20 protein-coding genes are annotated in these 25,345 nt (G+C 48.4%); 15 read left to right on the top strand and 5 right to left on the bottom strand.

Going from position 1 to position 25,345, the window contains the following annotated elements; all coding sequences use genetic code 11:
* The first annotated feature begins 38 nt into the window (after positions 1-38).
* The 15 genes from H3L92_RS07010 to H3L92_RS06945 all read left to right on the top strand — a co-directional run bounded on the left by H3L92_RS07010 (position 39) and on the right by H3L92_RS06945 (position 20,158).
* Positions 39-7,481, top strand: a complete 7,443-nt coding sequence (locus H3L92_RS07010; protein WP_115336190.1) for an ADP-ribosyltransferase-containing protein — start codon at positions 39-41, stop codon at positions 7,479-7,481.
* Positions 7,482-7,527: 46 nt separating this feature from the next.
* Complete coding sequence (locus tag H3L92_RS07005; RefSeq protein WP_143824341.1) at positions 7,528-11,082, top strand: right-handed parallel beta-helix repeat-containing protein; 3,555 nt, start codon at positions 7,528-7,530, stop codon at positions 11,080-11,082.
* A gap of 45 nt (positions 11,083-11,127) precedes the next feature.
* Positions 11,128-11,403 carry a holin gene (locus H3L92_RS07000; protein ID WP_085365993.1) on the top strand — a complete coding sequence of 92 codons (276 nt, stop codon included), beginning with the start codon at positions 11,128-11,130 and terminating at the stop codon, positions 11,401-11,403.
* The gene (locus H3L92_RS06995; RefSeq protein WP_085365992.1) at positions 11,393-11,899 is read left to right on the top strand and encodes a lysozyme; all 507 of its coding nucleotides are present in this window, start codon (positions 11,393-11,395) and stop codon (positions 11,897-11,899) included. The genes H3L92_RS07000 and H3L92_RS06995 overlap by 11 nt, the downstream gene beginning before the upstream one ends.
* Positions 11,899-12,237 carry a hypothetical protein gene (locus H3L92_RS06990; RefSeq protein WP_143824340.1) on the top strand — a complete coding sequence of 113 codons (339 nt, stop codon included), beginning with the start codon at positions 11,899-11,901 and terminating at the stop codon, positions 12,235-12,237. Before H3L92_RS06995 ends, H3L92_RS06990 begins: the two co-directional genes overlap by 1 nt.
* Positions 12,137-12,394, top strand: coding sequence for an Rz1-like lysis system protein LysC (gene lysC / locus H3L92_RS13715; protein WP_425451618.1), 258 nt, complete (start codon positions 12,137-12,139; stop codon positions 12,392-12,394). The genes H3L92_RS06990 and lysC overlap by 101 nt, the downstream gene beginning before the upstream one ends.
* Positions 12,395-12,588: 194 nt before the next feature.
* A complete protein-coding gene (locus H3L92_RS06985; protein ID WP_085365991.1) occupies positions 12,589-13,653 on the top strand; it encodes a phage major capsid protein in 1,065 nt (354 codons plus the stop codon).
* A gap of 59 nt (positions 13,654-13,712) precedes the next feature.
* Positions 13,713-14,147, top strand: a complete 435-nt coding sequence (locus H3L92_RS06980; RefSeq protein WP_085365990.1) for a hypothetical protein — start codon at positions 13,713-13,715, stop codon at positions 14,145-14,147.
* Positions 14,131-14,805 carry a phage adaptor protein gene (locus H3L92_RS06975; RefSeq protein ID WP_085365989.1) on the top strand — a complete coding sequence of 225 codons (675 nt, stop codon included), beginning with the start codon at positions 14,131-14,133 and terminating at the stop codon, positions 14,803-14,805. The genes H3L92_RS06980 and H3L92_RS06975 overlap by 17 nt, the downstream gene beginning before the upstream one ends.
* 85 nt (positions 14,806-14,890) lie before the next feature.
* Positions 14,891-16,303 (top strand): hypothetical protein, encoded by a 1,413-nt coding sequence (locus H3L92_RS06970; protein WP_143824339.1) that lies wholly within the window; start codon positions 14,891-14,893, stop codon positions 16,301-16,303.
* Entirely contained in the window at positions 16,300-16,743 is a 444-nt protein-coding gene (locus tag H3L92_RS06965) for a hypothetical protein (protein ID WP_085365987.1), read from the top strand. The genes H3L92_RS06970 and H3L92_RS06965 overlap by 4 nt, the downstream gene beginning before the upstream one ends.
* 61 nt (positions 16,744-16,804) lie before the next feature.
* Positions 16,805-17,536, top strand: coding sequence for a hypothetical protein (locus tag H3L92_RS06960; RefSeq protein WP_085365986.1), 732 nt, complete (start codon positions 16,805-16,807; stop codon positions 17,534-17,536).
* An 11-nt stretch (positions 17,537-17,547) separates the two neighbouring features.
* Positions 17,548-18,264 (top strand): hypothetical protein, encoded by a 717-nt coding sequence (locus H3L92_RS06955; RefSeq protein ID WP_085365985.1) that lies wholly within the window; start codon positions 17,548-17,550, stop codon positions 18,262-18,264.
* 9 nt (positions 18,265-18,273) lie between these two features.
* A complete protein-coding gene (locus tag H3L92_RS06950) occupies positions 18,274-19,599 on the top strand; it encodes a hypothetical protein (RefSeq protein ID WP_085365984.1) in 1,326 nt (441 codons plus the stop codon).
* Between the two features lie 352 nt (positions 19,600-19,951).
* Positions 19,952-20,158, top strand: coding sequence for a (2Fe-2S)-binding protein (locus tag H3L92_RS06945; RefSeq protein WP_085365983.1), 207 nt, complete (start codon positions 19,952-19,954; stop codon positions 20,156-20,158).
* A 79-nt stretch (positions 20,159-20,237) separates the two neighbouring features.
* Here the strand turns inward: H3L92_RS06945 and H3L92_RS06940 are convergent, their stop codons facing one another.
* The 5 genes from H3L92_RS06940 to H3L92_RS06920 form a co-directional block, all read right to left on the bottom strand.
* Complete coding sequence (locus tag H3L92_RS06940; protein WP_085365982.1) at positions 20,238-21,038, bottom strand: IS3 family transposase; 801 nt, start codon at positions 21,036-21,038, stop codon at positions 20,238-20,240.
* Positions 21,035-21,391, bottom strand: a complete 357-nt coding sequence (locus H3L92_RS06935; RefSeq protein ID WP_245945480.1) for a helix-turn-helix domain-containing protein — start codon at positions 21,389-21,391, stop codon at positions 21,035-21,037. Before H3L92_RS06935 ends, H3L92_RS06940 begins: the two co-directional genes overlap by 4 nt.
* 294 nt (positions 21,392-21,685) lie before the next feature.
* The gene (locus tag H3L92_RS06930; RefSeq protein ID WP_085365927.1) at positions 21,686-23,362 is read right to left on the bottom strand and encodes an AMP-binding protein; all 1,677 of its coding nucleotides are present in this window, start codon (positions 23,360-23,362) and stop codon (positions 21,686-21,688) included.
* 66 nt (positions 23,363-23,428) lie between these two features.
* Positions 23,429-24,526 (bottom strand): tRNA 2-thiouridine(34) synthase MnmA, encoded by a 1,098-nt coding sequence (gene mnmA / locus H3L92_RS06925; protein ID WP_085365926.1) that lies wholly within the window; start codon positions 24,524-24,526, stop codon positions 23,429-23,431.
* Between the two features lie 139 nt (positions 24,527-24,665).
* Entirely contained in the window at positions 24,666-25,331 is a 666-nt protein-coding gene (locus tag H3L92_RS06920) for a DUF3108 domain-containing protein (RefSeq protein ID WP_085365925.1), read from the bottom strand.
* Positions 25,332-25,345: the final 14 nt, after the last annotated feature.

Below are 25,345 nucleotides of genomic sequence, written 5' to 3'. Positions count from 1 at the left end.
TTTGGCAATATGCCGACATTGATAAAAAGGATGATGATATGAGCAGTTACCATAAAAAAATGATGGCAATGCTTGACGGTGTGGAGGGAATGGACGACACATCGGCAAGTTTGGTTCGATGGGCGCAAAATGCTTTTGGCGATGCTGGCGGTGATGTTGCGCGTGCGGTTGTTCAGGCACCTGCAACATTTGCGCGTGGTATCGGCGGCGGCGCAGTATCTGCAAATGCCGGCATTAACCAAATGTTGCGAGATTACACGCCGCTTGGCGCGTTACCCGTTGTCGGCTATTGGTTGCAAGATGCGGCTAATCAGGGCAGCAAAGACGCGGCGCGAATCCAATCAGGCGCAACAGCAAACTACCAAACAGCTATTGGCCGTGATGTCGGTCAAGGCATTAACAGCCTTGGCGCGACCGCACCGCTTACAGCCGCAGCCGTTGCAACCAAAAACCCCGCTATTATGTATGGCGGCATGGGCGCACAAACTGGATTCACAGAGTATGGTAATGCGCGGCAGGCTGGTTTATCACCGCTTAACGCCTTGTCTTATGCTGGCAATCAGACGGCCATCGAAACGGCAACGGAGAAACTTCCCGCTGGCGCATTAGTTGATGCGTTCAAAACAAGCAGCCCAGTTGCAAGCCTGATTAAGTCGCCCCTGAAATACGCATTGGGCGAAGCTGGCGGCGAGCAGTTGGCAACGCTTGGTCAAGACTTTATCAAGGGCGCATACATTGATTCACAAACCAATGATAACTGGTTGCAGGATTACCAAGACAGCCGTCTTGATGCGGCGCGTTCTACGCTTGTTTCTTCGCTGGTTGCTGGTGGTGGTAACGTTGCTATCGGTTCGGTATCCAATGCGGCGGCGGAAGCTGTTGGCGGAAATAAGTCTAACCGCTATAAAAGATTGATGGCGGAACTTGATAAGCCGCAATCAGGCAATGCCAATCAGGTCAACCAGTTTCTGAAAGACAGCGTTGTCGGCGGTGGCATGAAGACGCGCAACGATATACCGACTGTGCGACAAGCTACGCAACAGAATATCAAATACAGACAAGCATCACCGAAAACCATTAATGATTTACGGGCGATTTCACAAAATCCGAATATGCGGAAAATGCTTAACCTTATTTCCCACACAGAGGGAACGGAAAAGCACGGATACAATACGCTTGTCGGCGGTGGCCGTATTAACGACTTAGGCAAACACCCCAATAAAGTAGGGCTTGTAACAGGTGATGGAGCAAGCACGGCTTTTGGACGCTATCAGATTGTAGGCAAAACTTGGCGCGGACTTCAGAAACAATACGGATTCACAGATATGAACCCTGCCAGTCAAGACGCGGCGGCGGTTGCATTGATTCATCAGCGCGGAGCGCTTAATGACGTTCTCAATGGAAACTATAAGGCAGCCATTAACAAACTTGGCGATGAGTGGGTTAGCCTGCCATCAAGCACAAACAAGCATCAAGGAAAGCGGTCATGGGCTAGGGTTGAAAAATTCCTGAATAGTCAGGGCGCAGGCATTGAATCAAACGGGCAGCCATTTGTTCAAAATGGCCTTGATGATGATATGCCTATTCAAGGCGCAAATATGTATGATGATAACCAAAGTAACATCATGCGTAATTCAGCAAAAGAACAGGAAGATGCAGCCCGCGCAATTGCAGCGTCGGCAGAAGAACAGGCGTATCAGGCGCGTCGGGCTGGCCGTGCAACGCGCGTATTCCTTGATGGGAAAATGCAAGATGCGACGCTTGAACTGATGGACGCGGACGAGTTGACACCTGCCGTTGCCAATACCGATAACCAGTATCGAGACCGCAGCCGCGCCGCTTCGCAGGTGCAGATTAACCAAATTGCAAACAATCTTGAGCCTGAATTACTTGGTGATAGCAAACAGATTGATTCAGGCGCCCCGACTTTGGCGGCGGACGGCCAAACAATTATCGGTGGCAATGGCCGTGTGATGGCAATCAATCAGGCATACGAACAGGGCAACGGCGATAACTACCGCCAGTATCTGGTTGATAACGCGGAGCAGTTCGGCCTTAATCCTGATGATATTGCGGGAATGAACAAGCCTATATTGGTTCGCCGTTTTGTTGATGCGTCTATCGATACGAATAAAGCCGCCGTTGCGTCTAACGAGGGCGGCTGGCTTGGTATGAGCGCATTGGAGCAGGCGCGGGTAGATGCAGAGCGTTTGCCTGATTTTGGCACGTTTGTTCCGGCTGACAACGGGGAGTTGAACACACCTGCCAACCGTGGATTTATCCGCGATTTTGTAGGTAGCATGCCTACTACCGTTCAGGCGCAGATGATTGGTGCAGACGGCCAATTAAGCCAAGATGGCGTTAGACGTTTTCGCAATGCCATGTTGTATAGCGCATATGGTAATAGCCCTGCATTGAGCCGTATGGTTGAGAGTACCGACGCGGGAATGAAAAACATGGTTAACGCCATGATGCAGGTTGCGCCGACAATTGCGAAAGCAAAGAACCATATCAAAGATGGCGCCATGCACAGCGCCGATATTTCGGACGATATTGTTTCTGCCGTTGAAAAGATTAATCAGATACACGAGAGCGGCGGAAGTGTTGCTGATTACTTGGCGCAGCAAGGAATGTTTGAAGATGACTTATCACCTGTTGCCCGCGAACTGGTGGCATTCTTCGATGAACACCGCCGAAGTGCGAAAGCCATTACAACATTGCTTAAAAACTATTATGATTTGCTTGCAGCGCAAGGCAACCCAGCCGATGCCGATATGTTCGGCGGCGATGCGCGAGCACCCGATAAACAACAATTGTTAAATGAAAGCATTAATACCTATGAACGACAACACGGAAAACAACAGCAGCGCGACATCTTCACAGACGGCCAATCAGAATCAAACGCCGCCGTTGGTGAGCCTGTTTCAGAAACTGAACAGCAACCCGCAGGCAGCCGAAGCGATGAAACAGGCGTTGGCGAAAACACGGGCGGAACTGAAGAACGAAACAGAGAATCAAGCGGAATAATTTATAGCCGTTCTGAACCAACACGCACCAAGTATGAGCAGCGTATTGACGAGCTGTTTAATGGTGCGAAAGCCGATAAATTCGGCGGCGTTACCGTGCTTGATCGCGCCGATATTTTGGATATGCTTGGCTATGGTGATATGCCGTTGCGTCTTGTTGAGGGCAAAGTTATTGCCGGACAGACAAATCACCCGCTGATGACTGCTGATGTTTGGAAGAAAATCCCTGATTGGGTTGATAGCCCCGCTATGGTGTTTGATTCCGATACGGTAGATGGACGATTGGTATTTATTGCGCCTGAAAAAGTGCGCGGAAATGATGTTCGTATTGTTATTGAACCGAAAGGCGATGAATTACAGGCACATATGCTTGTGAACGCCTATGACAAAGATACAAGTTCGCCATATCTTCGCTGGGCAAATGACCGCTTGTTGAGGTATGTAGATAAAACAAAAGCCGCACGGATTAATGAGAGATTCGGGCTCCGATTGCCCGACATTCTCAAAAATCCATCTTTAGCCCCTAGCGCCCAAATTCATGGCATGGATCGCGGAAACACTAAAGACTTGCGGCTTGGCAAGATTCTAACAGAAAAGAACCTGCAAGGCTACCGTAAAAATAATCCTGATAAGCGTTTTGAGCGTGGTGAAAGCAGGCCGTCTGAAATTTCATCGGAAAGAATCGCCGAACTGGAAAGCGCTGTTGTTGCTGCAATTGGCAAAAAGAATGCCGCGATGATTGATATTGTATCGCGCACAGATGTATCACGCCCCGACAACGCACAAGACTTGCTTAATGCGCAAGGCTGGTTTGATCCACAAACAGGCCGTATAACGCTTATCGCAGAAAACATTCAAAATGAAGACACAGCTAAGTTTGTTGCTTGGCACGAACTGGCGCATAAAAAAATCCGTGTTGATGGTTTTGATAAGTGGCAGTCGCTGTTTAAGCAGGCAGACGGCAACGCTGCTGTTAAGCGTCTTACCGATGCCATTATGAAACAACGGCGCGGTGATAAAGATGCGGCAGCCGTAAACCGTATTGCCGCCGTTGAAGAAGCCATTGCGGAACTCTATGCTGCCAAACAGGAAAACAACATAGAAGCATTAGAGCGCAAATACGGAATAACCATGCCGGCAGCATTTAAAGACGGCTTGGACGGTTACTTGTCGCGCGTAGTTAACCGAATTAAAAACATCCTGAAAGACGTACTGGGAATTAGCCGTGAAACGTTTTCAGATGGGCAGGTATTCGGATTGCTTAAGCGCGTTGATAGCATTGATGCAGGTCAATATTTTGCAGAAGAAAGAAAAGTAAATGAACAGTATAGCCGCGCATCTGATGATGAAAAGATTGCTTATGAAAAAGCAAGAGATGCCGGTGAAACTGAACTAACTTTCGGCCAATGGAAGCAGGTTAGAACACCTGAATTTAAGTCTTGGTTTGGCGACTGGGAAAATGATCCTGAAAATTCGTCTAAGGTTATAAATCCGCGCACAGGCGAACCGCTTGTTGTGTATCACGGCACTAATTCGTATGGATTTAATATATTCGACTCCAGAAAAACGAAAGGGGTTTATTTTTCCAGCGTAGAAAAAGTTGCGAAGAGTTATGATTTCGGAAGCATCGGCGGCGTCTATGATGTTTTCCTTAATATTCGCAACCCCGGTATTGTGGACTTTCACGGTAGCAAGTGGGATAAATATGTTTCCCCTGAATCAAGAACATATGGTGAATTTATTGTTATTAATCAATATAACGAATTTGAAGCTAGATTTGATAATTTAAACGATGCTGAAAAATATGCAAATGAAAATACAGATTATGACGAAGATTTTATCTTAAGTGTAATTAATGAAAAAAATGCTAATGAAATTTATGGAATCCCAACAGGAAAACAAAAATATTCAACAACAGAAGATTTGTCTGTATCTGCAAAATCAAAAGGAAAAGACGGAAGTATATTTAAAAATACGTCTGACAATTCAGATTATGAAGTTGATACGATTTCAGATATTTACGTTGCATTTAATTCAAATCAAATAAAATCTGCAACAGGAAACAATGGCCAATTTAGCGCTGACAATGACGATATACTCTACTCAAGCGGAAATACCGACATGAGCAAAAAAGAGCGCGTCTTGTTTAACGAGCTTGGAGAGCTTCAAATTGGCTTGGCGGCATACAATAAGCTTGGAGAAGTGATTAAACCGCTGGCGTCTAAAGCTGGTTTGGCAAACGGATACCATGAGAACTTCACCCAATACATGCGCGACCACATGGCTAGCATTAACGCGGCAGGCAGAACGGCAAAACAAATAGCTGAAATGGGTAAAAAACTTACCGAATCGGAACGGAAGCTGCTTTCTGATGTTTTGGAAAAGGAATTGCCGGAAGGTGCGGAAGTTACGCCTAAAATTCAGGAATTGGCCGATACCGTGCGCACTATATTTAACCAACAGACGGACGACCTTGTAGCGCTTGAAATGGTTTCAAAAGAGAGTGCCGAACGGTTCCGCGATACCTACCTGCCGCGTATGTATAACAAGATAGATATGCTGCCTGAGAGCATCGATAAGATGCAAAAGCAGTTTAACCGCGCATTGCGTGGCGGCCTTGGTAAAGCCATTGCGGGCAAACACCTTAAAGGGCGCGGCCTGTTCAAAGAAGTTAATCGTGGCGAAGTTGAAAAATACGAAGCGCAAGGGTTTGAAATCCGCGAAGACTACGGAACAAAAGGCCAAAAAGCAAACAAGGTTTTGATGTGGCGCGACTTTACACGGGAAGAGCGCACAGCAATGGGAGAAGAGCGCGACGCCATGCTACGCTTTTCTGTTGGCTATATTAGGACGCAGTCGGATATTGCCAAAGGTATGTTGTTTAAGCGCATTGCATCAGATGAAAACTTGGCAAGCATTACGCCAGTTGACGGCTGGGTTCGTGTTTCTGATGCGGTTATTGCGGATACTGGCGGCGTGAAACGCTACGGCGCATTGGCTGGAATGTATGTACACCCGCACGTTGAAGTTGCGCTTAGAAACCAATTTTATGTTGATGGCGTGATGCAAAAAATATGGCGTTCAATGCTTGGCTGGTGGAAGATTACCAAGACTGTTTACAACCCAGTTGCGCACGTTAATAACGTGGTAAGCAATATCGTTATGACGCAGACGGCAGGGGCAACACCCAAAGACATTGCGGCAGGCGCAATTGCGGTTAAGGATAAGAACGCACTTTATCAGGAAGCGCTTGAGCATGGCCTTGTCGGTGAAGCTGTTGACGTTGCGGGCATTAAAGAAATGTTCGTTGGCATAAACAATGTTTCAGACGGGCAGCTTACCGACCTGCTTATTACCCGTGCAATCAAACTGGCGGATAAATTGACAGGCCAAGTTGTGAGCAAGACGGCCAAGTTCGCACAAGATTCCTACCGCGCCGAAGATGAAGTATTCCGCATGGCTTTATACAAAATGGCGCGAGACCGTGGATTGAACCCCAAAGAAGCGGCGGATTATGCCTATACGTTTATGTTCGACTATGCAGATGTTCCGCCGACAATCCGCAAGGTGCGAGACTTGGGCATACTGCCGTTTATCAGTTACACCTACAAAGCTGTTCCCGCAATGGCGCGTCTTGCATTGACCCGACCGCACAGAATGTTGGCCGTTACTTTGCTGATGTACGGCATTAATGCGATGTCTTACCTGCTGATGGGCGAAGATGCGGACGAAGAGGAAGAGCGCGAAAATATGCCTGAATACCAAAAAGGCTATACCATTTTCGGAACGCCAAAACTTATCCGCCTGCCGTGGAATGATTTGGACGGCAAGCCGATGTTTATTGATGTTTACCGATGGTTGCCGCTTGGCGATTTTGCCGATACGCAAAACCAAATGGGCGGCATTCCGCTGCCGCAATGGTTGACGCCGAACGGACCCGTTATAAACCATACGCTTGCTTTGCTTGCAAACAAAGACACCTTTACAGGCAAGGAAGTTGTCAAGGATTACCAATCAACGGAAGAGAAAGCGAAAACATACGGCAAATGGCTTGCTTCCCAATGGCTGCCTGCAAGCGTTGGCGTTCCATACTCGTATCACACCAACAACGTTTTAGACGGCCTGAAAAACCAGTTTGAGGGTACGAAGTTTGCAGATGTGCTTGAGTATATGGGCTATACGGGAACAGATTCGCGCGGAGACGGCAAGCAGTTATACCGCGCCGCGCTTGGTTCGGTTGGCGTTAAGATACGCGGAGAAGACCCCGCAGAGCTTAAGGCGAGAAAGGCGCGGTATATTCGGTATCAGATACGCGAAGCTCAGGCAGATATGCGCCGCATCAGTCGGGATAACAGATTAACGGACGATTCCAAGCGTTCAAAAATCGAATCACGACGCGAGCATATAAAAGAACTTCAAAGACAATTAGGCCGCCGCGAATCTGAAACTGATTAATCGGTCAATAGAATACCCATGAAATTAATACATGGGTATTTTTATTATGGCACAACCGAACAAGTATAACCCTATCACACGGTTTTCCAATTCATCGTACAGCACCAGCCGCTCAAAGATTGAACCGTTGGCGCTTGATACGGAACTGAAAAATATTTCAGACAGCATTAACAATGTTGTTACCAATCTTGCAAAAATACAGCGGGACGATGGAAACATTAATGATGCTGCGCTTGGCGAGTATTACAAAAAAATCGAGCAAGACGCATTAAGCAGCGTTGATGCGAGAATTTCCAGCACTATTGGCGGCGCGGCAAAATCAGCTGTTGATGCTTATATTCTTAGTGGCGCTGTTAAAGCTGCCGTTGATGCCTATGTTCGAACGTTAACATTTCCCAATGGCGGAACAACGCCCGCGCCTATCGGGACAACAGAGTTTGACCTGCTTAACATTCTGCGAGCCGCAAACGACGCGGCAGACTTCGCGTATCTTGAAGCTGGCACATACAAAATCACATCACAAATCCGCATCACACCAACGGAATACCCGAACCTTAAAGGCATTATTGGTAAAGGCAAGGGCAATACCGTTATTACTTTTGATTGGGCGCAAAAGTTCGACTGGGATTCAAATACCAATGAAACAGATGCCCGTTCAGAGTGCGGTATTTTGGTTGATGGCGTACACAACAAAACGCTAAAAGACTTTTCTATCCGATACGAAGGGGAGTTTTACCGCAAAGGCCAAAGCTACTTTGGCTGCGTTTCGTGTATCAACATTCAAAACTCAAATAATAACTTAGTTGATTCAGTTGAAGCCAGTGGCGCAAACAGAGCCGGTATCTTTTTTGGCGCGACGAGCGACGCATTGAAACAGGAAAATGCGGCCGTTAAAAACGGAACATTGAGCGTTGATTCAATTAAGAGCCACGGTTTGAACAATACCGTGCAGAACTGCCATGCGCACCATAACCGCGTGGCTGGTATTCTGATTCAAAACCAAGTCGGTACTCGTGTTCTTTCAAACACCTGCGAATACAACGGCCACGAAGCCGACGGCGGAACTGGCTATGGCATTTGCGCGTTCTCGAATAGCGTAAACGTTGGTATCAAGGTTATTGGTAATACAACCCGCAAAAACTACCGCAAGGGCATTGATTCCCACGATGCATACGACTACGAAGTACGCGATAACCGAAGCGAGGGAGACCGGTTCTTCGGCTGTGCAATTGAATCTCGCGGGTTCCCTATGCGAAACATTGTTATTGAAAACAATGTGTTTATTCAGGACGGAACTTTCCGACTAACCCTTGATGATGAACATACCGACTGGACGAATCACAGAAATTCTGACTATTACCGCTATACGGCGGTTCGAATCGAGAATAAATCTCAAGCATCTCAACCGTGGAAAAACCAGCCGGATAACGTTTCAATCATTATCCGAAACAACAACATTTCAGGTATTGAATGGGACGGTCGAGGAATCCACCGTGTTATTGAAATTCGCAACAACGAACAGGCTACCCATGTTCGTTTGAACTGCGATGTTAGCGGCAATACAATCAAGGGCAAGAGCGTTCACAATATCTTTTTTGGATATAGTGAAACTACTGCTTATAACGGGCTTGGTAACTTTGTTCTCAAAAACAACAATATTGATTTTGATGAAATACGCGATGTTCCGTTCTCTTTTCAAGAGAAGAATCAGTCAGGTGTTACGGGCGGTTTGCTTGAGGTTTCGGGAAATACAATCACCACTCGAAAAAATGATGCATGGGTAAATATCCTTAACCTTGAGTGCGAAACCCGCCCGCTTATCAAGTTTAACGGCAATACCATCAATATGCCGATGGTAACCAAGCAGCAAATCCGTTTGGTTTCTTCTGCCGGTGCTTCAAAGCAGTTCTTAGAAGTTATGAATAATATTTGGAATACAGCAAGCACGGCTGATCAGGTTAAAGCATTGTTTATTACCCGCAACACCGTTCCTGCTTCGAATATTAACGTTTACAACAACCGCGTTAAAGATTCAAACGGCGACATTATTACTTATGATGGGGCAACAACAAACGCCACATCTAAAGACCCTGCTAACCCCAGCACTCAACCCAGCACGCCTGTTGGCGGCAATATTTGGGAAGATTCCTATACGCTGCCTACTGCTACGGTTACAGCACCTGATTCATCTATTGTTCTTAACTGGGATGGCGCTACCGCTGATTCTATTCAGTCTTCTGATGGATTCTCAATTGTTGTTCAGGCTGGCGGCTACCCGCCTGTTGGTTGGACATCTATTGTTGATACTGCTGCATCGCCTAAGTATATGCGTTCCCGTCTGAAACGTGACATGGCGTCTGCCGGCGTCTATCCGCGCCTGAAGATGAACAGGGCAACGACATCAATTAGCACGATCATTTTCCCGATGAAGATTGTTTCGCTTGGCACATCTTCTCGAATCACAACCGGCTTGCCGATTATTGGTTTTGGTAAAACTGAGAATGAAGTTGATTCTGTTATTTCAGGCGGCGCGGTTGCTATTCAGGGTTCAGATGCAACCAAATTCAAATTCACTAAAACAAACGGCATCTATGTTGACGGCAAGCCTTACAACCTAGAAGAGCTTAGCATTGGCAAAACATACATTATCGCCCTGAATGCCGAACCGGGCGCGACATACATTAACTTCGGTGCAGCATGGAACGGCAACGGACAAGTAAGTGCTGATACCTTTGAGGGTGTTGAGATACATAATCGCTCTTTAAGCCCTGCCGAGACAATCGCTGCATCTTTGCGAGCAATAGCAAAAGCCAAGCCGGAGCTTATCAATGGCGGCAGCGGCAGCAATGCAGGTACTGGCGGAACTGACAGCGGTACTGGAACAGGTGGCGCAGGTGGTACTGGTGGCGCTGGAACAGGCGATAATTCGAACACTCAACCCAGCACGACGACACCAACGCCGACTACTGACAAGAACGCAGTATTCAGCATGACAAATGCAGAAATTGGCGCAAATTCTGTATCGGCAGATAGTGGAAGTGTTGTGCTTGTTTCCGCAAAAAATGTTGAAACGCGCGCTGATGCAGCCGATTGGTCGGGTATGGTTGTTAATGATGGAACATTTAAGGCGGTTAAAACATCGCTTCCTAATGGAAATACTATCGCTGGCCGATTTATCCGAGTTGATAACCTGTTGGTTGGGGAAGAAAGCAGCACAATTATATTCCCGTTCAAGGTATTTGCAGGTGGAACCACAGGTTCTGTGGCAATTGTCATTTCCATGTTATCGGGTTCGCCTGTTGCCGTTGGTAATGCAGCTTTATCAGAAGATGGCTTGGGCTGGATTGCCTACCCGTCTAACGGATTCACGATCAACGGCGTGCTGCCTAAATCAACGAATTTACTTGAGTTCAATAAGTGGTATATCGGCATGCTTACTCAAGCCAAATCTATTGATGCTGTTCGATTTGGCACCAACCATGTTGCGAATGTTTGGCGAAATCTGTTCATCGGAGAATCAGTTGAAATTGCAACCGGCGCAAGCAGTTCAGAAGTGCAGGCCAAATACGAAGCGCTTAAAACAAAATATGGTGTCGTTTAGACGTAGCTAGGCCGATTCGGCGGCCTTTTCTGGAGTATTAGATAAATGAAAAACATTACTATGGAAACGGGAAGTGGCATTAGTTGGGGCGGAGCAGGAATAGGCTTGCTTGGCCTTGTGAATGAAATTGAGTGGGTAACTCTTGTAGGTATGGTTGTTGCTATTGGCGGCTTTGTTATGAATTTCTACTTCTCATATAAAAAAGATCGCCGAGAAGCGCAGTTATCGAGCATGAAAGAATCCCGCGATAAGGAAGAGCATGAGCTTAAGAAGCAAGTGTATTTATCGCAGATTAAGCACAGGAGCGGAAATGAACAATAAGTGGAAAGTTGCAGCGTCAACATTGGCTGTTTCGGCTGCTTTTTTCTCCGCCTTAATTGGCTACGAGGGATACCGGAGCAAGCCTTATATTGATTCTGTTGGCGTACCGACAATTGGCATCGGGAATACTGTTTATCCAGGTGGGCGAAAGGTAAAAATGACCGATAAGCCCATCACCAAGCAGCGGGCAATCGAAATCAGCAAGCATCATGTAAGCAAAGATGAAGCCAAGTTCAAGGCGTCTATTCCTGATGTTTATTTGCATCAAACGGAATACAACGTTTTTATGGACTTTGCTTATAACTTTGGCATGGCTAACTGGAACAAGTCATCAATGCGGCGCGAACTGCTCAATGGCAACCATGTGGCGGCTTGCAAGGCATTGTTGAAATACAAGTATGCAGGCGGGCGGGATTGTTCCGTTCGGAAGAATAACTGTTACGGGGTTTGGAAGCGCCAGCTTGACCGATATAACAAGTGTATGAGTGTGAACTGATGATTTACTTAATTAAATACTGGAAATATGTGGCGGCTGTTTTGTTGGTTGTTTGCGTATTTGTTGTTTGGAATAGCGGGAAGCAGAAAGCCTACAATCGCGGCTATAACGCAGCAACAGCAAAGATAAGCGCGGAACTTGCAAAGGCTGCAAAAAAGCAGGCTGAAAAAGCCTACGCGGCAAGTGTTTCATATCAGGAAGCAAAGGACGAACGAGAACAGAAAGAAAGGGTTAGAAATGTTGAAGTGCAAAAAATTATTGAACGGCCTGTTTATCGCAACGTGTGTCTTGACGATGGCGGCCTGCAAATCATCAACGATTCTACCAACGGCCATTAATCCGCCACCAGCAGACTTGGCACAGCCATGCCAAAAGATACCAAAACTGCAAGGCAAGACTGGCGGCGAAGTGTTGCCGTATATTCTTAGCCTGCATAGTATTTATAAGGATTGTTCGGAAAAGCAGGCGGGTTTGGTCAAGGCGTGGCCGAAATAAAACACATGAAATATAGAAGCCATCTTTAATCAGATGGCTTTTTTATTTGCGTATGAAACTGATTAATCAAAGTTAAAAATCATGTCATACCGATTCATGGCGTAATTTCCGCTTCGCCAGCGGCAGCGTTAGCAGGTTCGCATCTGTAAATCTAGTCGGTTCTATTTTTTATTTCAAATAAACTGGAGTTGATTATGTCTCTTACATCTGCCGAACTTGCCCGCGCTGGCAAGGCTGGTTTAGACCATTACCTAAAAAACAATCCGATTGACCAAGTGGATATGAAGCGCCCACTTCTGAAACACCTTACTGCCAAGAAAAAGCCTTTTGTCGGTGCGCGTGAACACGTTGTTGAACAAATCCGCAAGGGTTATGGCTCTGCTGGTCAATGGTTCGACAGTTCCGATACGCTGAACTATACCGTTCGTGATACGCTGGAACAAAGCCGTTTCCCGTGGTATGAATTTCACGACGGTATGTCTGTGAGCGAATCTGAACTTGCCGCCAATGGTATTACCGTTGACGACAGCGGTAAATCAGGCTCAGTTACTGATGCGGAAAAAATTCAGCTTACCAACCTGATGGCCGAAAAGATGGAAGCGTTGCGCCTTGGTGCGCAAGAACGTTTCAGCCAAGACTTGCATTTGTCTGGCGCATCTTCTACCAAGCAGATTGTCGGCTTGGACGGCCTGTTGCCGTTGGATAATGCGACTGGTACTGTTGGCGGCCTTGACCGCGCAACATTTAACTGGTGGCGACACCATGCCGATGCCACTCTTTCAACGTCAACCATGCACGACAAGATGGAGATTGCTTGGCGACAATGTTCAAAACGCTCAAAAGGCGGCCAGCCCAATGTTATCTTGGCTGGTGGTGCGTTTATTGACGAATACCGCAAAGCAGCCCAACAATCCAATACCATCGGTGCGGCTGTTCGCCACGTTACCGACAGCGGCAAGGGCGGCGTTGACTTGGATATTTCCGCCAGCGGCCTGTACTTCAAAGGCATTCCGATTGAATACTGCCCAGAATGGGACGACAATTTCGGCGGCCGCGACAGCACAAGCAAGGATTGGTCTAAACGTTGCTACTTCCTCAACATGAACCACTTAACTTTGCGCCCGCTGCAAGGTAGCGATTTCGTAACCCGCCACCCGCCCCGTGCTGCATCTAACTATATCCACTCATGGGCTGTTCTGTGGCGTGGTGCGTTAACTATGAATATGCCTTCTGCCCACGCCGTGTTGGCATTGGCCTAACGAATAACGGGGCTTGTTTATCTTGCCCCGTTTCCTATTAACACTCAAAAGGTTTTTTTATGAAAGTAGCCCTGTATCCTTTTTTTATTGCACGTTCGATTGATACTAAAATCAAAGTAACTGTACCGAAATATGAAGCTGAAATTTTGTTATCGGTTCACGGTGAAGACCGCGTATCCATCGAAAGCGATAATGTTGTCGGCTCGTTTGAAGTTGACAGCGCAGCAGAAGAGCGCGAACGCTTGCGCATGAAATACGGCATGAAAAACCAAGATTCGTTTTGGGTTGATGATGTTTTCAAGCGGCAACAAGACTTCGCCGACGCGCTGGAAAAATCAAAATACATCGAAGAATCTGCCGAAGATGGCGCGTATTCAAAAAACACGCGCGAAGAACTCAAAGCCATTCTTGACGGCATGATGGTGAAATATCCCGCCAACGCCTCTAAAGAGCAGTTGATTTCTTTGGTTGAAGCCAATGCGCCCGCTGTTTAAAACACTCGCTGAATTGCGCCAAAGTCTTGCCATATCGCTTGGTTTTGGCGCGATGGCTGGCGTGATTGATTTACAGATACCGATTCTTAACCAGTTCTTGCAGCAGGCGCAAAGCCAATTATGGCGTGATGTGAATTGGCGTTATCTGTATCGCCAACACATTGAAGACTTGGGGCTTGGGCAGCGTGTTCTTGATTTGCCTGATGATGCGCCGCTTGGGAATATAAACGGCATATACGCCTATATTAACGATGAGTGGCGCGAGCTTCGGGCAGGCATTCCGCGAAGTGGTGAAATTGTCAGCTACGGTTATCCGATTTGGTATGAGTTAACAGGCAGACAGTTTGATGTTCTTCAGGTTGAGTTTGAACCTGTTCCGACTGATAAACCGATACCGATACGCATTGAGTATTACGCCGCGCCCGAAAACTTCACAAATGATGATGACCGATGCAGCGTTCCCGATGATATTCTGCTTACGCTTGCAATCATCATGGCAAAAGGCCATTACCGCCAGCCTGATGTTCAGCTGTATGCAGACCGATTCTCAAAGATGTTGATTCATGCAAAGGCGGAAAATTTCGGTGTTGACGGCGAAGTGTTCAGGCCTTGTCGCGCATTGTATGACCCATATGCAGAACCAGTTAAGACTAAATAAAGCCGACGAGAGTGTCGGCTTTTCTGTTATTTGAAACCAATTAAGCGGGTGTTTTAATCGCATTAAATTTACATTTGAGTGCGATATGCCAGCTATTACATTTGACAGGTTCGATGGCGGCCTTGATTTGCGGCAGCTTCAATCTTCTGCCGATGCAAACCGCCTACGAACTTTGAGAAATGCCTACATCACGACGGGGCGCACAATCAAAAAACGCCCCGGCATGAAAAAGGTTGCAAACATGCCGACAAATACGGTAGGTATATTTTCAGGCATTGACGGATTGTTTACGTTTACATCTGATGTAAATTCGCCAAAGACGGCGCAAGGTATAGACGGCTCGCTTATCCGCATTATCGCCGTTCCGTATAACAATGACACGCTTCAGGAAATTGTTCATGTTGAAGTGTTTAACGGCAATTTGTATGTTGCCGCAAAGTATGTAGGCGGCGATGTTAAACACCATTACATCAGCGGAGATGACCCTAAAGCGTATTTGATTGACGATGCAAACTGCCCGCATTCCCGTTCATTTATTAAGAAGTCGGGCAAGATGTTTGCCATTAAAGACGATGTTGTAAGGTTTTCTGCAACAGGTAATGCGCGGGATTGGACGACTGAAAAAGATGCAGGATTCCTGCCCGTATCTTTGCAGCAATCAGTAAATAACAAACCTACTGCACTGGGTGAATACCAAGACAACCTAGTCGTATTCTTTGAGGATACCGCGCAGATTTGGCAGGTTGATGCCAACCCTGCTAACCATAGGCTGGTTACTACGGTTCCGATTGGAACGGTTTATCAGTATAGCCATGCAAATATGTCAAACGATATTTTCTTTTTATCGCCGTCTGGTTTTCGTTCTATTGCGGTACAGGCGTTTTCCACAAACATGATGGACAACGACATAGGCAGCCCGATAGACACGATTGTAAAAGATACAATAACTAGTATTGCAAACAACAACCCGCGCATGATGTACTTTCGCGGCGGCGGTCAGATTATATGCTTTAGCGGAAATATTGCCTATGTGTATTGCTTTAGCCGAAGCAGCAAAATTTCAGCATGGTGCAAATGGGAGTTTCCATTATCAATCGACAATGCTACTGAAATGGACTCAAAGGTTTATTTGCGATGCGGCAATAATCTGTTTGTACTTGATGAAAAAACAAAAACGGATTTTGATACATACGGCATTGATGCGGAAATTGAGTTGCCGTTTTTGGATATGCGCCAGCCTGGAATTTTAAAACAATTCACGGGTGTTGATATTGCCGCATATGGCGATATTGAAATGAGCTTTAAATTTGACGCGCGAAACCCCGAACTTGAAACGATGCCGCTTTATCTGGACAACGATACGCGTTCAATGCCAAGGATACCCGTTGAGGTTATGGCCACGAATATGGCGATTAACATAAAAAACAATTCAGACGGTGATTTTGAACTTGCGGCAATTACGGTTTATTTCGAGAGAATGTCGGGGTTTGGCGTATGATTGTTCCATTAACACATGAATATGCTAATTACATTGCATTCAATATGCGTGAAGATGATGCCCGCGAAGTTCTCGCCACGCAAACATCTGATTACCGCCATCAATTCGCCGACGAGTGCGCGGCAATGGGTGGCTGGTGTTTGATAGATTCAGGCGGCATACCCGTTGTAATGGGTGGCGTTTTTGAATGCTGGCCTAATGTTGGCAATGCTTGGTGTGTTGCAACGCATGATATATCCAAGCATGGAATTGAAGCAACAAAGGCGGCAAAGTTCGCCATTAATGAGAAGCAGCATTTACACAGGGTTCAGGCTTTTAGTGCGGATTTCCACACGGTATCCCACAAGTGGCTTGAGTGTTTGGGATTTTCTCGCGGGGCTACGTTAAAGAAGTTTGGTAAGCGTGGAGAAGATTTTATTGTTTTTGAACTTTTGAGGTGATTTTATGTGTGGTGGTGGAGTTTTAAAACCCTTGCGTGCACTTGACCCGATGACGCGCATCATGTCTAACAGCAGCAGCGCGGCCAAAACGTTAGACCCGTTAGACCATTACGGATATACGGCGGAGCGTAACGCAGCGCAGCTTGCCCAAGAAGAGGCGGAGCGGCAACGACAGCTTAACGAGGCAGCGGCGGCGGAAGAGGCACGAAAAGCAGCAGAGGAACAGCGTCGGATTAACGCGGTAAATTCAGTTAACAGCCTTTATGATTCTAGCGGTCGGCAGCAGGGGTATGATTCGGTTCGTGATTCAAGCCTGAAATTTGCGATGGACGAAATTGCACGAAACAAAGCAGATGCCGAACGCATGGCGCGTTTTGGTTTGGCACGCTCTGGCCTGTATGGTGGAAGCGCAGATTTGTCAACAAGCAACGACATTGCCGATTCTTACAGCCGCAGTATTATCCAAGCAAACCAGCTTGCTGATAACAAGGTTGCTAGCTTGAGAAGCCAAGACGAAGCTATGCGCGCAGACCTTATTTCACGCATTAATGCTGGCCTTGATGCGGATAGCGCATTGTCAACGGCAAACCAGTCAATGATGAATTACCGTAATGAAGCATTGACCGCTCCACAGAGCGCATTATTGAATAATCTGTTTTCAGGTATAGGCAATGCATTCAGTAGTTACCAGTACGGAAAAGCGGCAGCTAACCCTTATGGCGCCTTGGCAGAAACAAGCCCTGTAAATTCAGTAGGTCTTGCATCCAGCTATAAAGGCCGTATTACAAGTTAAAGGGGGGTTATATGTGCAATCCCGCAATTTTTATTGCAGCAGCCGGTGCTATCCAAGCAGAACAAGGCAGGCAAAAACAGGCGTTTGAATTTGAGCGTGCGCAACGTGCGGACGATTTTTACGAAAATGCGCGGCAGCAATTACTATTACAACAGCGGCAGCAGAATGAAGATTTTGCCAAGCAAAAGAATGATGCAATCGTGAAAGAAGCGGAAGAAGTTTCACCGCTTCGCCTTGAGAAAATCATTCAGGCCGAAGATGCCCAAACGCGCAGCAATGTAAAAGCTTTGCAGGATTTGAACGCGGTAGGCAATGAAAGCATTTCACAATATGCTGACGGCAATCACAGCGAAACATACCTGAAAGCACGAGCCAATACGGCGGCAAAGCAAACCGAACAGGCAATTGCATTAGCTCGTCTGTTTGCTTCGCAATCCGCGCCAAGTGATGCCATTGCCACGCAAAAGCAAAACTCGCTTATGCCAAGACTGGAACAGGGGCTTATTGATTCCCGCAGAAACAGCGCAAACCGTGGCTTTAATGTTCTGTTCGACAATATGGCAAGTTTGCGAAACCGTGCTACGCGGGTTGACCCAACCAAGGGGCAGGCGCAACAGGCACTTGGCGGCGCTATGATGCAGTATGGAATGGGTCAGATGGGCGAAAGCGCGGGCGGATATTTCGGCAATCAATCGGCGAATCAGTCAATAAAAAACAATCTTTTCTAACGGTTTATCATGGTTAAATTCTACGTTGACGGACAGGGCTTATCTGCCATTGCGCAAGCATTATCAGGACAATCAAAGCAGGCAGGTATTCAGAAAGGGTTGCAAAATCAAATGATGGCGGCCAAGCTGGATAATATGCGGTTTGAACAGCAGGAAAAATACCGACAACAGGAAGCTAAAGACGGCCTGCTTACTTCAACGGTTCGGCAAATGTTCCCGCATTTAAGCCAGCGCGAACAGGAAAACATCGCATATCAGGCTGGCGGCAATGCGCCCGTGCGTGGTTTTCAGTATGGTTCAGACGGCCAGCCCGTTATGGGCGCGGACGGTGTGCCGCTTTATGATGATGATTATTCAATTCCTGATTCATTGCGCAACACGCCGCAGTTTTCCGCGTTAACTGATGCGGTTAAAAAACTGAATATGGCTAACGCATACGGCAAGGATATTGAAGATGTCGCCCGTGGTCATGGCCGCATGGATTTGAATAACTATGAATCAGGATTGCGCAGCAATTTGGCGCAAGCATTGGCGCAAGGCAATAGGGAAGCGGCCAATCAATACACATCGGCATTAAGTGGCAAGGCTTACGAGCCATTCCAAATGGCGGGTAATGGCCTGATGTACAATCAAGCAACGGGCGCATATCAAGATACGCCGTTGTCTATATCCAACATCAATCAAAACAACGCCGCCGCCTTTGCCAACCAGCAGCGCGGTAATTTGTACGGTGTTCAGCAGGATACCGAACGGACGCAACAGCAAAGCTATTTGGCACAAGCCGATGAGCGCCTTGCAAATGCCGAACGATTGCGCCAAACAACGGCAGGTGTTATCAGTAACAACGGCGTTATGTTTGATGCAAACGGGAATATTCAGCGCGTTCAGGGCGAGCAGAAGCCGCTTCCTGCACCTAATAATGATGTTGTTCGTATGTTTGGCGTTAATACCGGAGAAGTTGACCCTATTACACAAAAGCCGATTATAACCACCGATATTGAATACATGAATAATGTTCAGAATTTTGCGGTTCAAAACGGAATCGGCAATTGGGTAACGGCAAAATATATGTATGACCAGTCAACAAATCCCGTAAATGTCGGCAGAGCGCTAGGCGCAGCTGTTGGCGATATGCTTAGACAGCAGACAACACAACAGAAATTACCGCAACAGCAAGCCACAAAGACGGCGGCAAAAGCAACACCTGAAAGCATAGTTGGCATTAAACAAGGAATGAGCCAACAGCAGATATACGACGCATTAAGCAGAGCGCACAAAAACGGAACGGTGGATAAGGCTGAACTGAAGAGACTGGCGGATAAATATCTAAAATAGCTTTGGCACATTTTTTGACACAAAAAACAGCAATCAAGAGTAAATGCAAAGAAAACATAAAGGCACAAACCTTTGTTTTTCATCTATGTATTTACTCTTGATTGCTATCTTTGCGGGTTCAATTCCCCCCGCCTCCACCAGAATACCCGGCCTGAAAACCACACTTCGGTTTTCAGGCTTTTTCTTTTTCGTTCATTCGGTTAGGGCGTTGTTTCTGTTTTTTCAGCCAATATTTTCGCTATTTCGGTAATTTACAATTGCTATGCTTGCAATGCGAACCGTTTTTATTTATATTTGCACCTAATAATAAAACTAACTCTCATTCGAGAAGCACAAAACAAGGAGCACGAAAATGTTTGTCTGCATCTGCAACGCCATTACCGACCGCCAAATCCAAGAAACCGTTGCCGCCGGTGCCAGCAGCCTGAGCGATTTGCAGGCGCAGTTGGGGGTGGCGACCTGCTGCGGATGTTGCAGCGATTTGGCCGCCTCTTATTTAACCGGCAGCAGCGCCCAAGGCCAGAGTACGGTTACTGCGGGCATTAACGTGCAAAGCTGATTTTATTGGTTTCATTTTGATAACAGGCCGTCTGAAATATGAACTGTCCCCCAATACTTGGACAATTTAAGAATTTTTCTCAAACAGCCTTTTCAAGCTGGGTTCTGTAGCCGACAGGACTCAGCTTTTTCAAGTTTAAACTAATCCGTTCATGATTGTAGTAATGTATGTAATCATCTATTACCTCTGTCAGCTCCGCCACCGACAGCGCACCTTCCTGATAGAAACTCTCCGTTTTCAGTGTACCGAAAAAACTCTCCATCGGCGCATTGTCCCAACAATTGCCTTTGCGCGACATACTTTGCACAATCCCTTTCTCAGCCAATTTCGTTCGATAAGCCTCGGTGCGGTAAAGCACACCCTGGTCGGAATGCAGCAGCGGCGTTTGGCCTTTCAGACGGCCGAATGCTTGGTCCAACATTTGCGCCACCATTTTACTGTTTGCTCTGCGGCCTAAAGAATAGGCCACAATCTCCCGATTAAACACATCCAATATCGGCGATAAGTACAGCTTCCCGTCTGTGCATTTGAACTCCGTCACATCGGTCAGCCATTTGTCTGCCGGTTTGCCGGCGGTAAACTCTCGATTGAGAATATTGTCCGAAGCCTCTCCTACTGCTTGCGGACGGTAGGTTTTTTTACTGCGGACTTTGGCTTTTAGTCCCAACAAACCCATAATGCGCCGCACTTTCTTTTTGTTCCACGACAATACGGCGGCAATCCGCCGATGACCGTAACGGCCTTTGTGTCGGCGATAGACTTCACCCACTGCGGTTTTGGCCGCCGCATCGGGATCGGCTTTGCCGATATGGTAATGAAAGCTGCTTTTGGGAATGCCGGCACTGTGCAGCAGATATTTCAGCGGGTGCTTCGCCCTCAACGTTTGAACGGTTTCGCAGCTTTAGCGGCGGCCGCTTCCTTTTCGTTGAGGGCTTTCATGTGCTTTAGGTAGTCGTTCTCCGCCCTCATGTATCGCAATTCTTCAATCAGTTCGGCCTGTGTTTTTTCGTGGTCGGGTTTGTCGGCGGTAAACGGGTTTTTGCGTTTGGTCTTCATAGAGGCAGCCTGCGGGTGTTGAAGTGCGGCAATACCGCCTTGCCGATAGGCGGCTATCCAACGGCGCAGGTGGGTGCGTGAGACGTTGAAGTGCTCTGCGGTGCGCTGTTGGCTGTGCACTTGGTGGTAATGGAGTACGGCTCGGTATTTGAAGTGTAGGTTATATAGTGAATTCAAATAAAAACTCCGAAATGAAATAACTGCATTCAAACTTGCAATTGGGCGATATGCTAAAGAATCGTTTTACCCTACTTCGGCATTCTTATTTTAATCCACTATATTTGGACATAAGAAAACTGCACCTTTTAAAGTTGGAGGGGTGTCCAACTTTTGGGGTGCAGTTCAATATTTTCAGACGGCCTGTTTGCTTTTGTACAATGTTCCTGCATTTTCAAACTTTCCACGTCAATACTCGGGCGAAGCCCGAGTATGGCGCAGGGGGTAAGATGGCTGCGTAAATTTTGCCAAGGCTCAGGCTTTCCCTTGCGCTTCGTTGCGCAGCTCGCGGCGCAGGATTTTGCCCACGTTCGATTTGGGCAGCTCGTCGCGGAATTCAATGTTTTTGGGCACTTTGTAGGCGGTCAGCTCGGTGCGGCAGAAGGCAATCAGCTCTTCGGCGGTGAGCGACGGGTCTTTTTTCACCACAAACAGTTTCAGCGCTTCGCCTGTTTTTTCGCTGGACACGCCGATGCAGGCCACTTCGAGCACTTTGTCGTGGTGCGCCACCACTTCTTCGATTTCGTTGGGGTAAACGTTGAAGCCCGAAACCACAATCAAATCTTTTTTGCGGTCGACCAGTTTGAACCAGCCTTTTTCGTCCATCACGGCGATGTCGCCGGTTTCGAGAAAGCCGCGTCCGTCGATGGCTTTGGCGGTTTCTTCGGGGCGGTTCCAATAGCCTTTCATCACTTGCGGGCCGCGTATCCACATTTCGCCGGGTTGGCCTATCGGCACTTCTTTGCCGTCGGCGCCGCGCAGTTCGACTTCGGTGGAGGGCACGGGCAGGCCGATGCCGCCGCTGTAGGCGGGGATGTTCAGCGGGTTGCAGCACACGCCGGGGCTGGCTTCGGTGAGTCCGTAGGCTTCGACGATGGGGGTGCCGGTGATGTTTTTCCATTTTTCGGCCACGGCTTTCTGGGTGGCCATGCCGCCGCCGAGGGTGAGCTTGAGGGCGGAGAAATCGACTTCGGCGAAATCGGGGCGGTTGACCATGGCGTTAAACAGGGTGTTCACGCCGATAAACACGCTGATTTTTTCTTTTTTCATGTCGCCGATAAAGGCTTTCATATCGCGCGGGTTGGTAATCAGCATGATTTTGGCGGCGGCCTGGGTGAAAATCATCAGGTTTACGGTGAGCGCGAAAATGTGGTAGAGCGGCAGCGCGGCAATCACCACTTCTTCGCCGGGCACGAGTTTGTTTTTAATCCATTCGGCGGCCTGCTGCATATTGGCGCAGATGTTGCCGTGGGTGAGGACGGCACCTTTGGCCACGCCGGTGGTGCCGCCGGTGTATTGCAGGAAGGCGGTGTCGTCGCGGGTGATGCCGACGGGGGTGAAGGGTTGTGATGCGCCCTGTTTTAAGGCCGTCTGAAAGGAAATGGTGTTGGCGATGCGGTATTCGGGCACCATTTTTTTGATTTTGCGCAGCACGAAATTAATCAGGCTGCCTTTGAAGAAACCGAACATATCGCCGACGGTGGCAACGATAACGTTTTTGATTTTGGTGCGCGGTAAAACCAGTTCGAGCGTGTTGGCGAAGTTTTCGAGTACGACGATGGTGGTGGCGCCGCTGTCGTTGAGCTGGTGTTCGAGTTCGCGCGGGGTGTAGAGCGGGTTGGTGTTCACCACGGTGAGACCGGCCTGAAGGGCACCGAAAAGGGCGACGGGGTATTGCATCAGGTTGGGCATCATAATCGCCACGCGCTCGCCGCGCGGCAGTTTGAGGGTGTTTTGCAGGAACGAGGCGAAGTCGTTAACCAGCTTGGCGGTTTCGGCATAGCTGATGGTTTTGCCGAGGTTTTGGAAGGCGGGGCGGTGGCCGTATTTTTTGGCGCTTTCTTGGAATACCTGAATCACCGATTGGTAGCGCGTGGGGTCGATTTCGGCGTTTACGCCCTCTTCGTAGCTGTTGAGCCAGATTTTTTCCATGATGTGTTTCCTTGTGTTGTGCAGGCCGTCTGAAAATCGAATTTTTTCAGACGGCCTGTGGTTTTATCAGGTAATGATGACGGGCTTGTCGGTTGCGGTGATGATGCCGCCGCCCAGGCAGATGTCGCCGCTGTATAACACGGCGGATTGGCCGGGGGTAACCGCCCATTGGGGTTCGTCGAACAGCAGCTCTGCGGTTTCGTTGTCGAGATAGCGCAGTTCGCACGGGGCATCAGCCATGCGGTAGCGGGTTTTGCAGGTGTAGCGGCCTTCAGACGGCCTTTCGGGCAGTGTCCAGCTTAAGTCGTTCATGGTCAAGCTGTTGGTATAGAGCAGCGGGTGGTCGTGGCCTTGCACCACAATCAGCCGGTTTTTGCCCAAATCTTTGCCGGCCACAAACCACGGTTCACCCGCACCGCCTATGCCCAAGCCTTTGCGCTGGCCGATGGTGTAAAACGTGAGGCCGACGTGTACGCCCACTTTTTTGCCCTCGGGCGTAACCATGTCGCCGTTGTCGGTGGGCAGGTATTGCTGCAAGAATTCGCGGAACGGCCGCTCGCCGATAAAGCAGATGCCGGTGCTGTCTTTTTTTGCTGCGGTGGGCAACTTGGCTTCGGCGGCCAGCCGGCGCACTTCGGGTTTTTCCAAACCGCCGAGCGGGAAAATGGCGCGCTCGAGCTGGTGCGGTTGCAGGCGGTAGAGAAAATAGCTTTGGTCTTTGTTGGCATCCCGCCCTTTGAGCAGGTAGTGCACGCCGTCGCGCACTTCTTTGCGGGCGTAGTGGCCGGTGGCAATCGCGTCGGCGCCTTGTTCGACGGCGTAGTCGAGAAAGCATTTGAATTTGATTTCGGCGTTGCACAATACGTCGGGGTTGGGGGTGCGGCCGGCGGAATATTCTTTTAAGAAATAGGCGAATACGTTGTCTTTGTATTGGGCGGCGAAGTTGACGATGTCGATGTCGATATTGAGAATGTCGGCCACGGCGATGGCGTCGAACGAATCCTGCTTGATGCTGCAATATTCGTCGTTGTCGTCGTCTTCCCAGTTTTGCATAAACACGCCGCGCACCTGATGCCCCTGCTCTTTGAGCAGGGCGGCGGTTACGGAGGAATCGACGCCGCCGGAAAGGCCGACGATGATGTTTTGGGGGATGTTTGCTTGCATGGCGCGGATATGGGGGCGGTGCGGGGGTTACAAAAGTGTTGATTTTAGCATTTTTAGGCAGGGGCTGAAAAATGGTTGGGGCAAAAGATAACAGGCCGTCTGAAAAATATTTTCAGACGGCCTGCCATACCGGCAGCGCTTATTGCGGGCGCACTTCTTTGCCGTTGATTTTCACGCGTGTGAGCTGCAAATCGTAGGTTTTGCCGTCGTCGCTGTAGCTGATTTGGGCGGGAATGTTGTCCAGCCCGGGGGCGAAGGCATAGTTGACGGTGCTGTCGCCGCGCTGCAAGCGGTATTTGTTGACGGTGGTGGTGTTTTTGCCGATTTTATACTGGCCGCTGCCGGTGCGGTTGAGGCCGCTGACGGGATAGATTTTTTTGCCGTTGGTAACGGTGAGGCCGGCGGGCAGTTTGCCGTCGCTGGCGGCAAGCTGCCAGGCGAGGGTGAATAAATCCATCGTGGGGCCGGAGGCGGCTTCGGTTTTCTGTTCGCCCGCTTTGCCGTAGGTTATGCTGCCGCCGCCGAATTTGGCTTCGGCATAGGTTTTGCCGCCGCGCACGTCTTTATAGTAAGACGGAATCAGGCGGTTGCCCGAAATGGTGCCGCCCGATTCGAAGCGTATGCTGTAGAGCGGCACTTTGATGCTCGACACCACTTTGTAGCGGTTGCCGCTGCGGGTGAAGGTCATGGTGGCGGGAATGCCGTAGCTGCTCGAATACCGCAATTCGGCCGACTGCGGCAGCGGTGCGGCCAGCGCGGGGGCGGTTAGGGTAAGGGCCAATACGGTTAAACTCAATTTTTTCATAAGGCTTCCTTTCT

Source organism: Neisseria dentiae, from assembly GCF_014055005.1.
In the GTDB taxonomy this organism is placed as follows: Bacteria; Pseudomonadota; Gammaproteobacteria; order Burkholderiales; family Neisseriaceae; genus Neisseria; species Neisseria dentiae.
The sequence above is the reverse complement of the archived record's forward strand: the minus strand, read 5'-3'. Positions and strand labels throughout refer to the sequence as shown.

Coding starts and splice junctions, on each gene's coding strand:
- H3L92_RS07010 (WP_115336190.1), top strand. CDS start 39: ATGAGCAGTTACCATAAAAAAATGATGGCAATGCTTGACGGTGTGGAG.
- H3L92_RS07005 (WP_143824341.1), top strand. CDS start 7,528: ATGGCACAACCGAACAAGTATAACCCTATCACACGGTTTTCCAATTCA.
- H3L92_RS07000 (WP_085365993.1), top strand. CDS start 11,128: ATGAAAAACATTACTATGGAAACGGGAAGTGGCATTAGTTGGGGCGGA.
- H3L92_RS06995 (WP_085365992.1), top strand. CDS start 11,393: ATGAACAATAAGTGGAAAGTTGCAGCGTCAACATTGGCTGTTTCGGCT.
- H3L92_RS06990 (WP_143824340.1), top strand. CDS start 11,899: ATGATTTACTTAATTAAATACTGGAAATATGTGGCGGCTGTTTTGTTG.
- lysC (WP_425451618.1), top strand. CDS start 12,137: ATGTTGAAGTGCAAAAAATTATTGAACGGCCTGTTTATCGCAACGTGT.
- H3L92_RS06985 (WP_085365991.1), top strand. CDS start 12,589: ATGTCTCTTACATCTGCCGAACTTGCCCGCGCTGGCAAGGCTGGTTTA.
- H3L92_RS06980 (WP_085365990.1), top strand. CDS start 13,713: ATGAAAGTAGCCCTGTATCCTTTTTTTATTGCACGTTCGATTGATACT.
- H3L92_RS06975 (WP_085365989.1), top strand. CDS start 14,131: ATGCGCCCGCTGTTTAAAACACTCGCTGAATTGCGCCAAAGTCTTGCC.
- H3L92_RS06970 (WP_143824339.1), top strand. CDS start 14,891: ATGCCAGCTATTACATTTGACAGGTTCGATGGCGGCCTTGATTTGCGG.
- H3L92_RS06965 (WP_085365987.1), top strand. CDS start 16,300: ATGATTGTTCCATTAACACATGAATATGCTAATTACATTGCATTCAAT.
- H3L92_RS06960 (WP_085365986.1), top strand. CDS start 16,805: ATGTCTAACAGCAGCAGCGCGGCCAAAACGTTAGACCCGTTAGACCAT.
- H3L92_RS06955 (WP_085365985.1), top strand. CDS start 17,548: ATGTGCAATCCCGCAATTTTTATTGCAGCAGCCGGTGCTATCCAAGCA.
- H3L92_RS06950 (WP_085365984.1), top strand. CDS start 18,274: ATGGTTAAATTCTACGTTGACGGACAGGGCTTATCTGCCATTGCGCAA.
- H3L92_RS06945 (WP_085365983.1), top strand. CDS start 19,952: ATGTTTGTCTGCATCTGCAACGCCATTACCGACCGCCAAATCCAAGAA.
- H3L92_RS06930 (WP_085365927.1), bottom strand. CDS start 23,362: ATGGAAAAAATCTGGCTCAACAGCTACGAAGAGGGCGTAAACGCCGAA.
- mnmA (WP_085365926.1), bottom strand. CDS start 24,526: ATGCAAGCAAACATCCCCCAAAACATCATCGTCGGCCTTTCCGGCGGC.
- H3L92_RS06920 (WP_085365925.1), bottom strand. CDS start 25,331: ATGAAAAAATTGAGTTTAACCGTATTGGCCCTTACCCTAACCGCCCCC.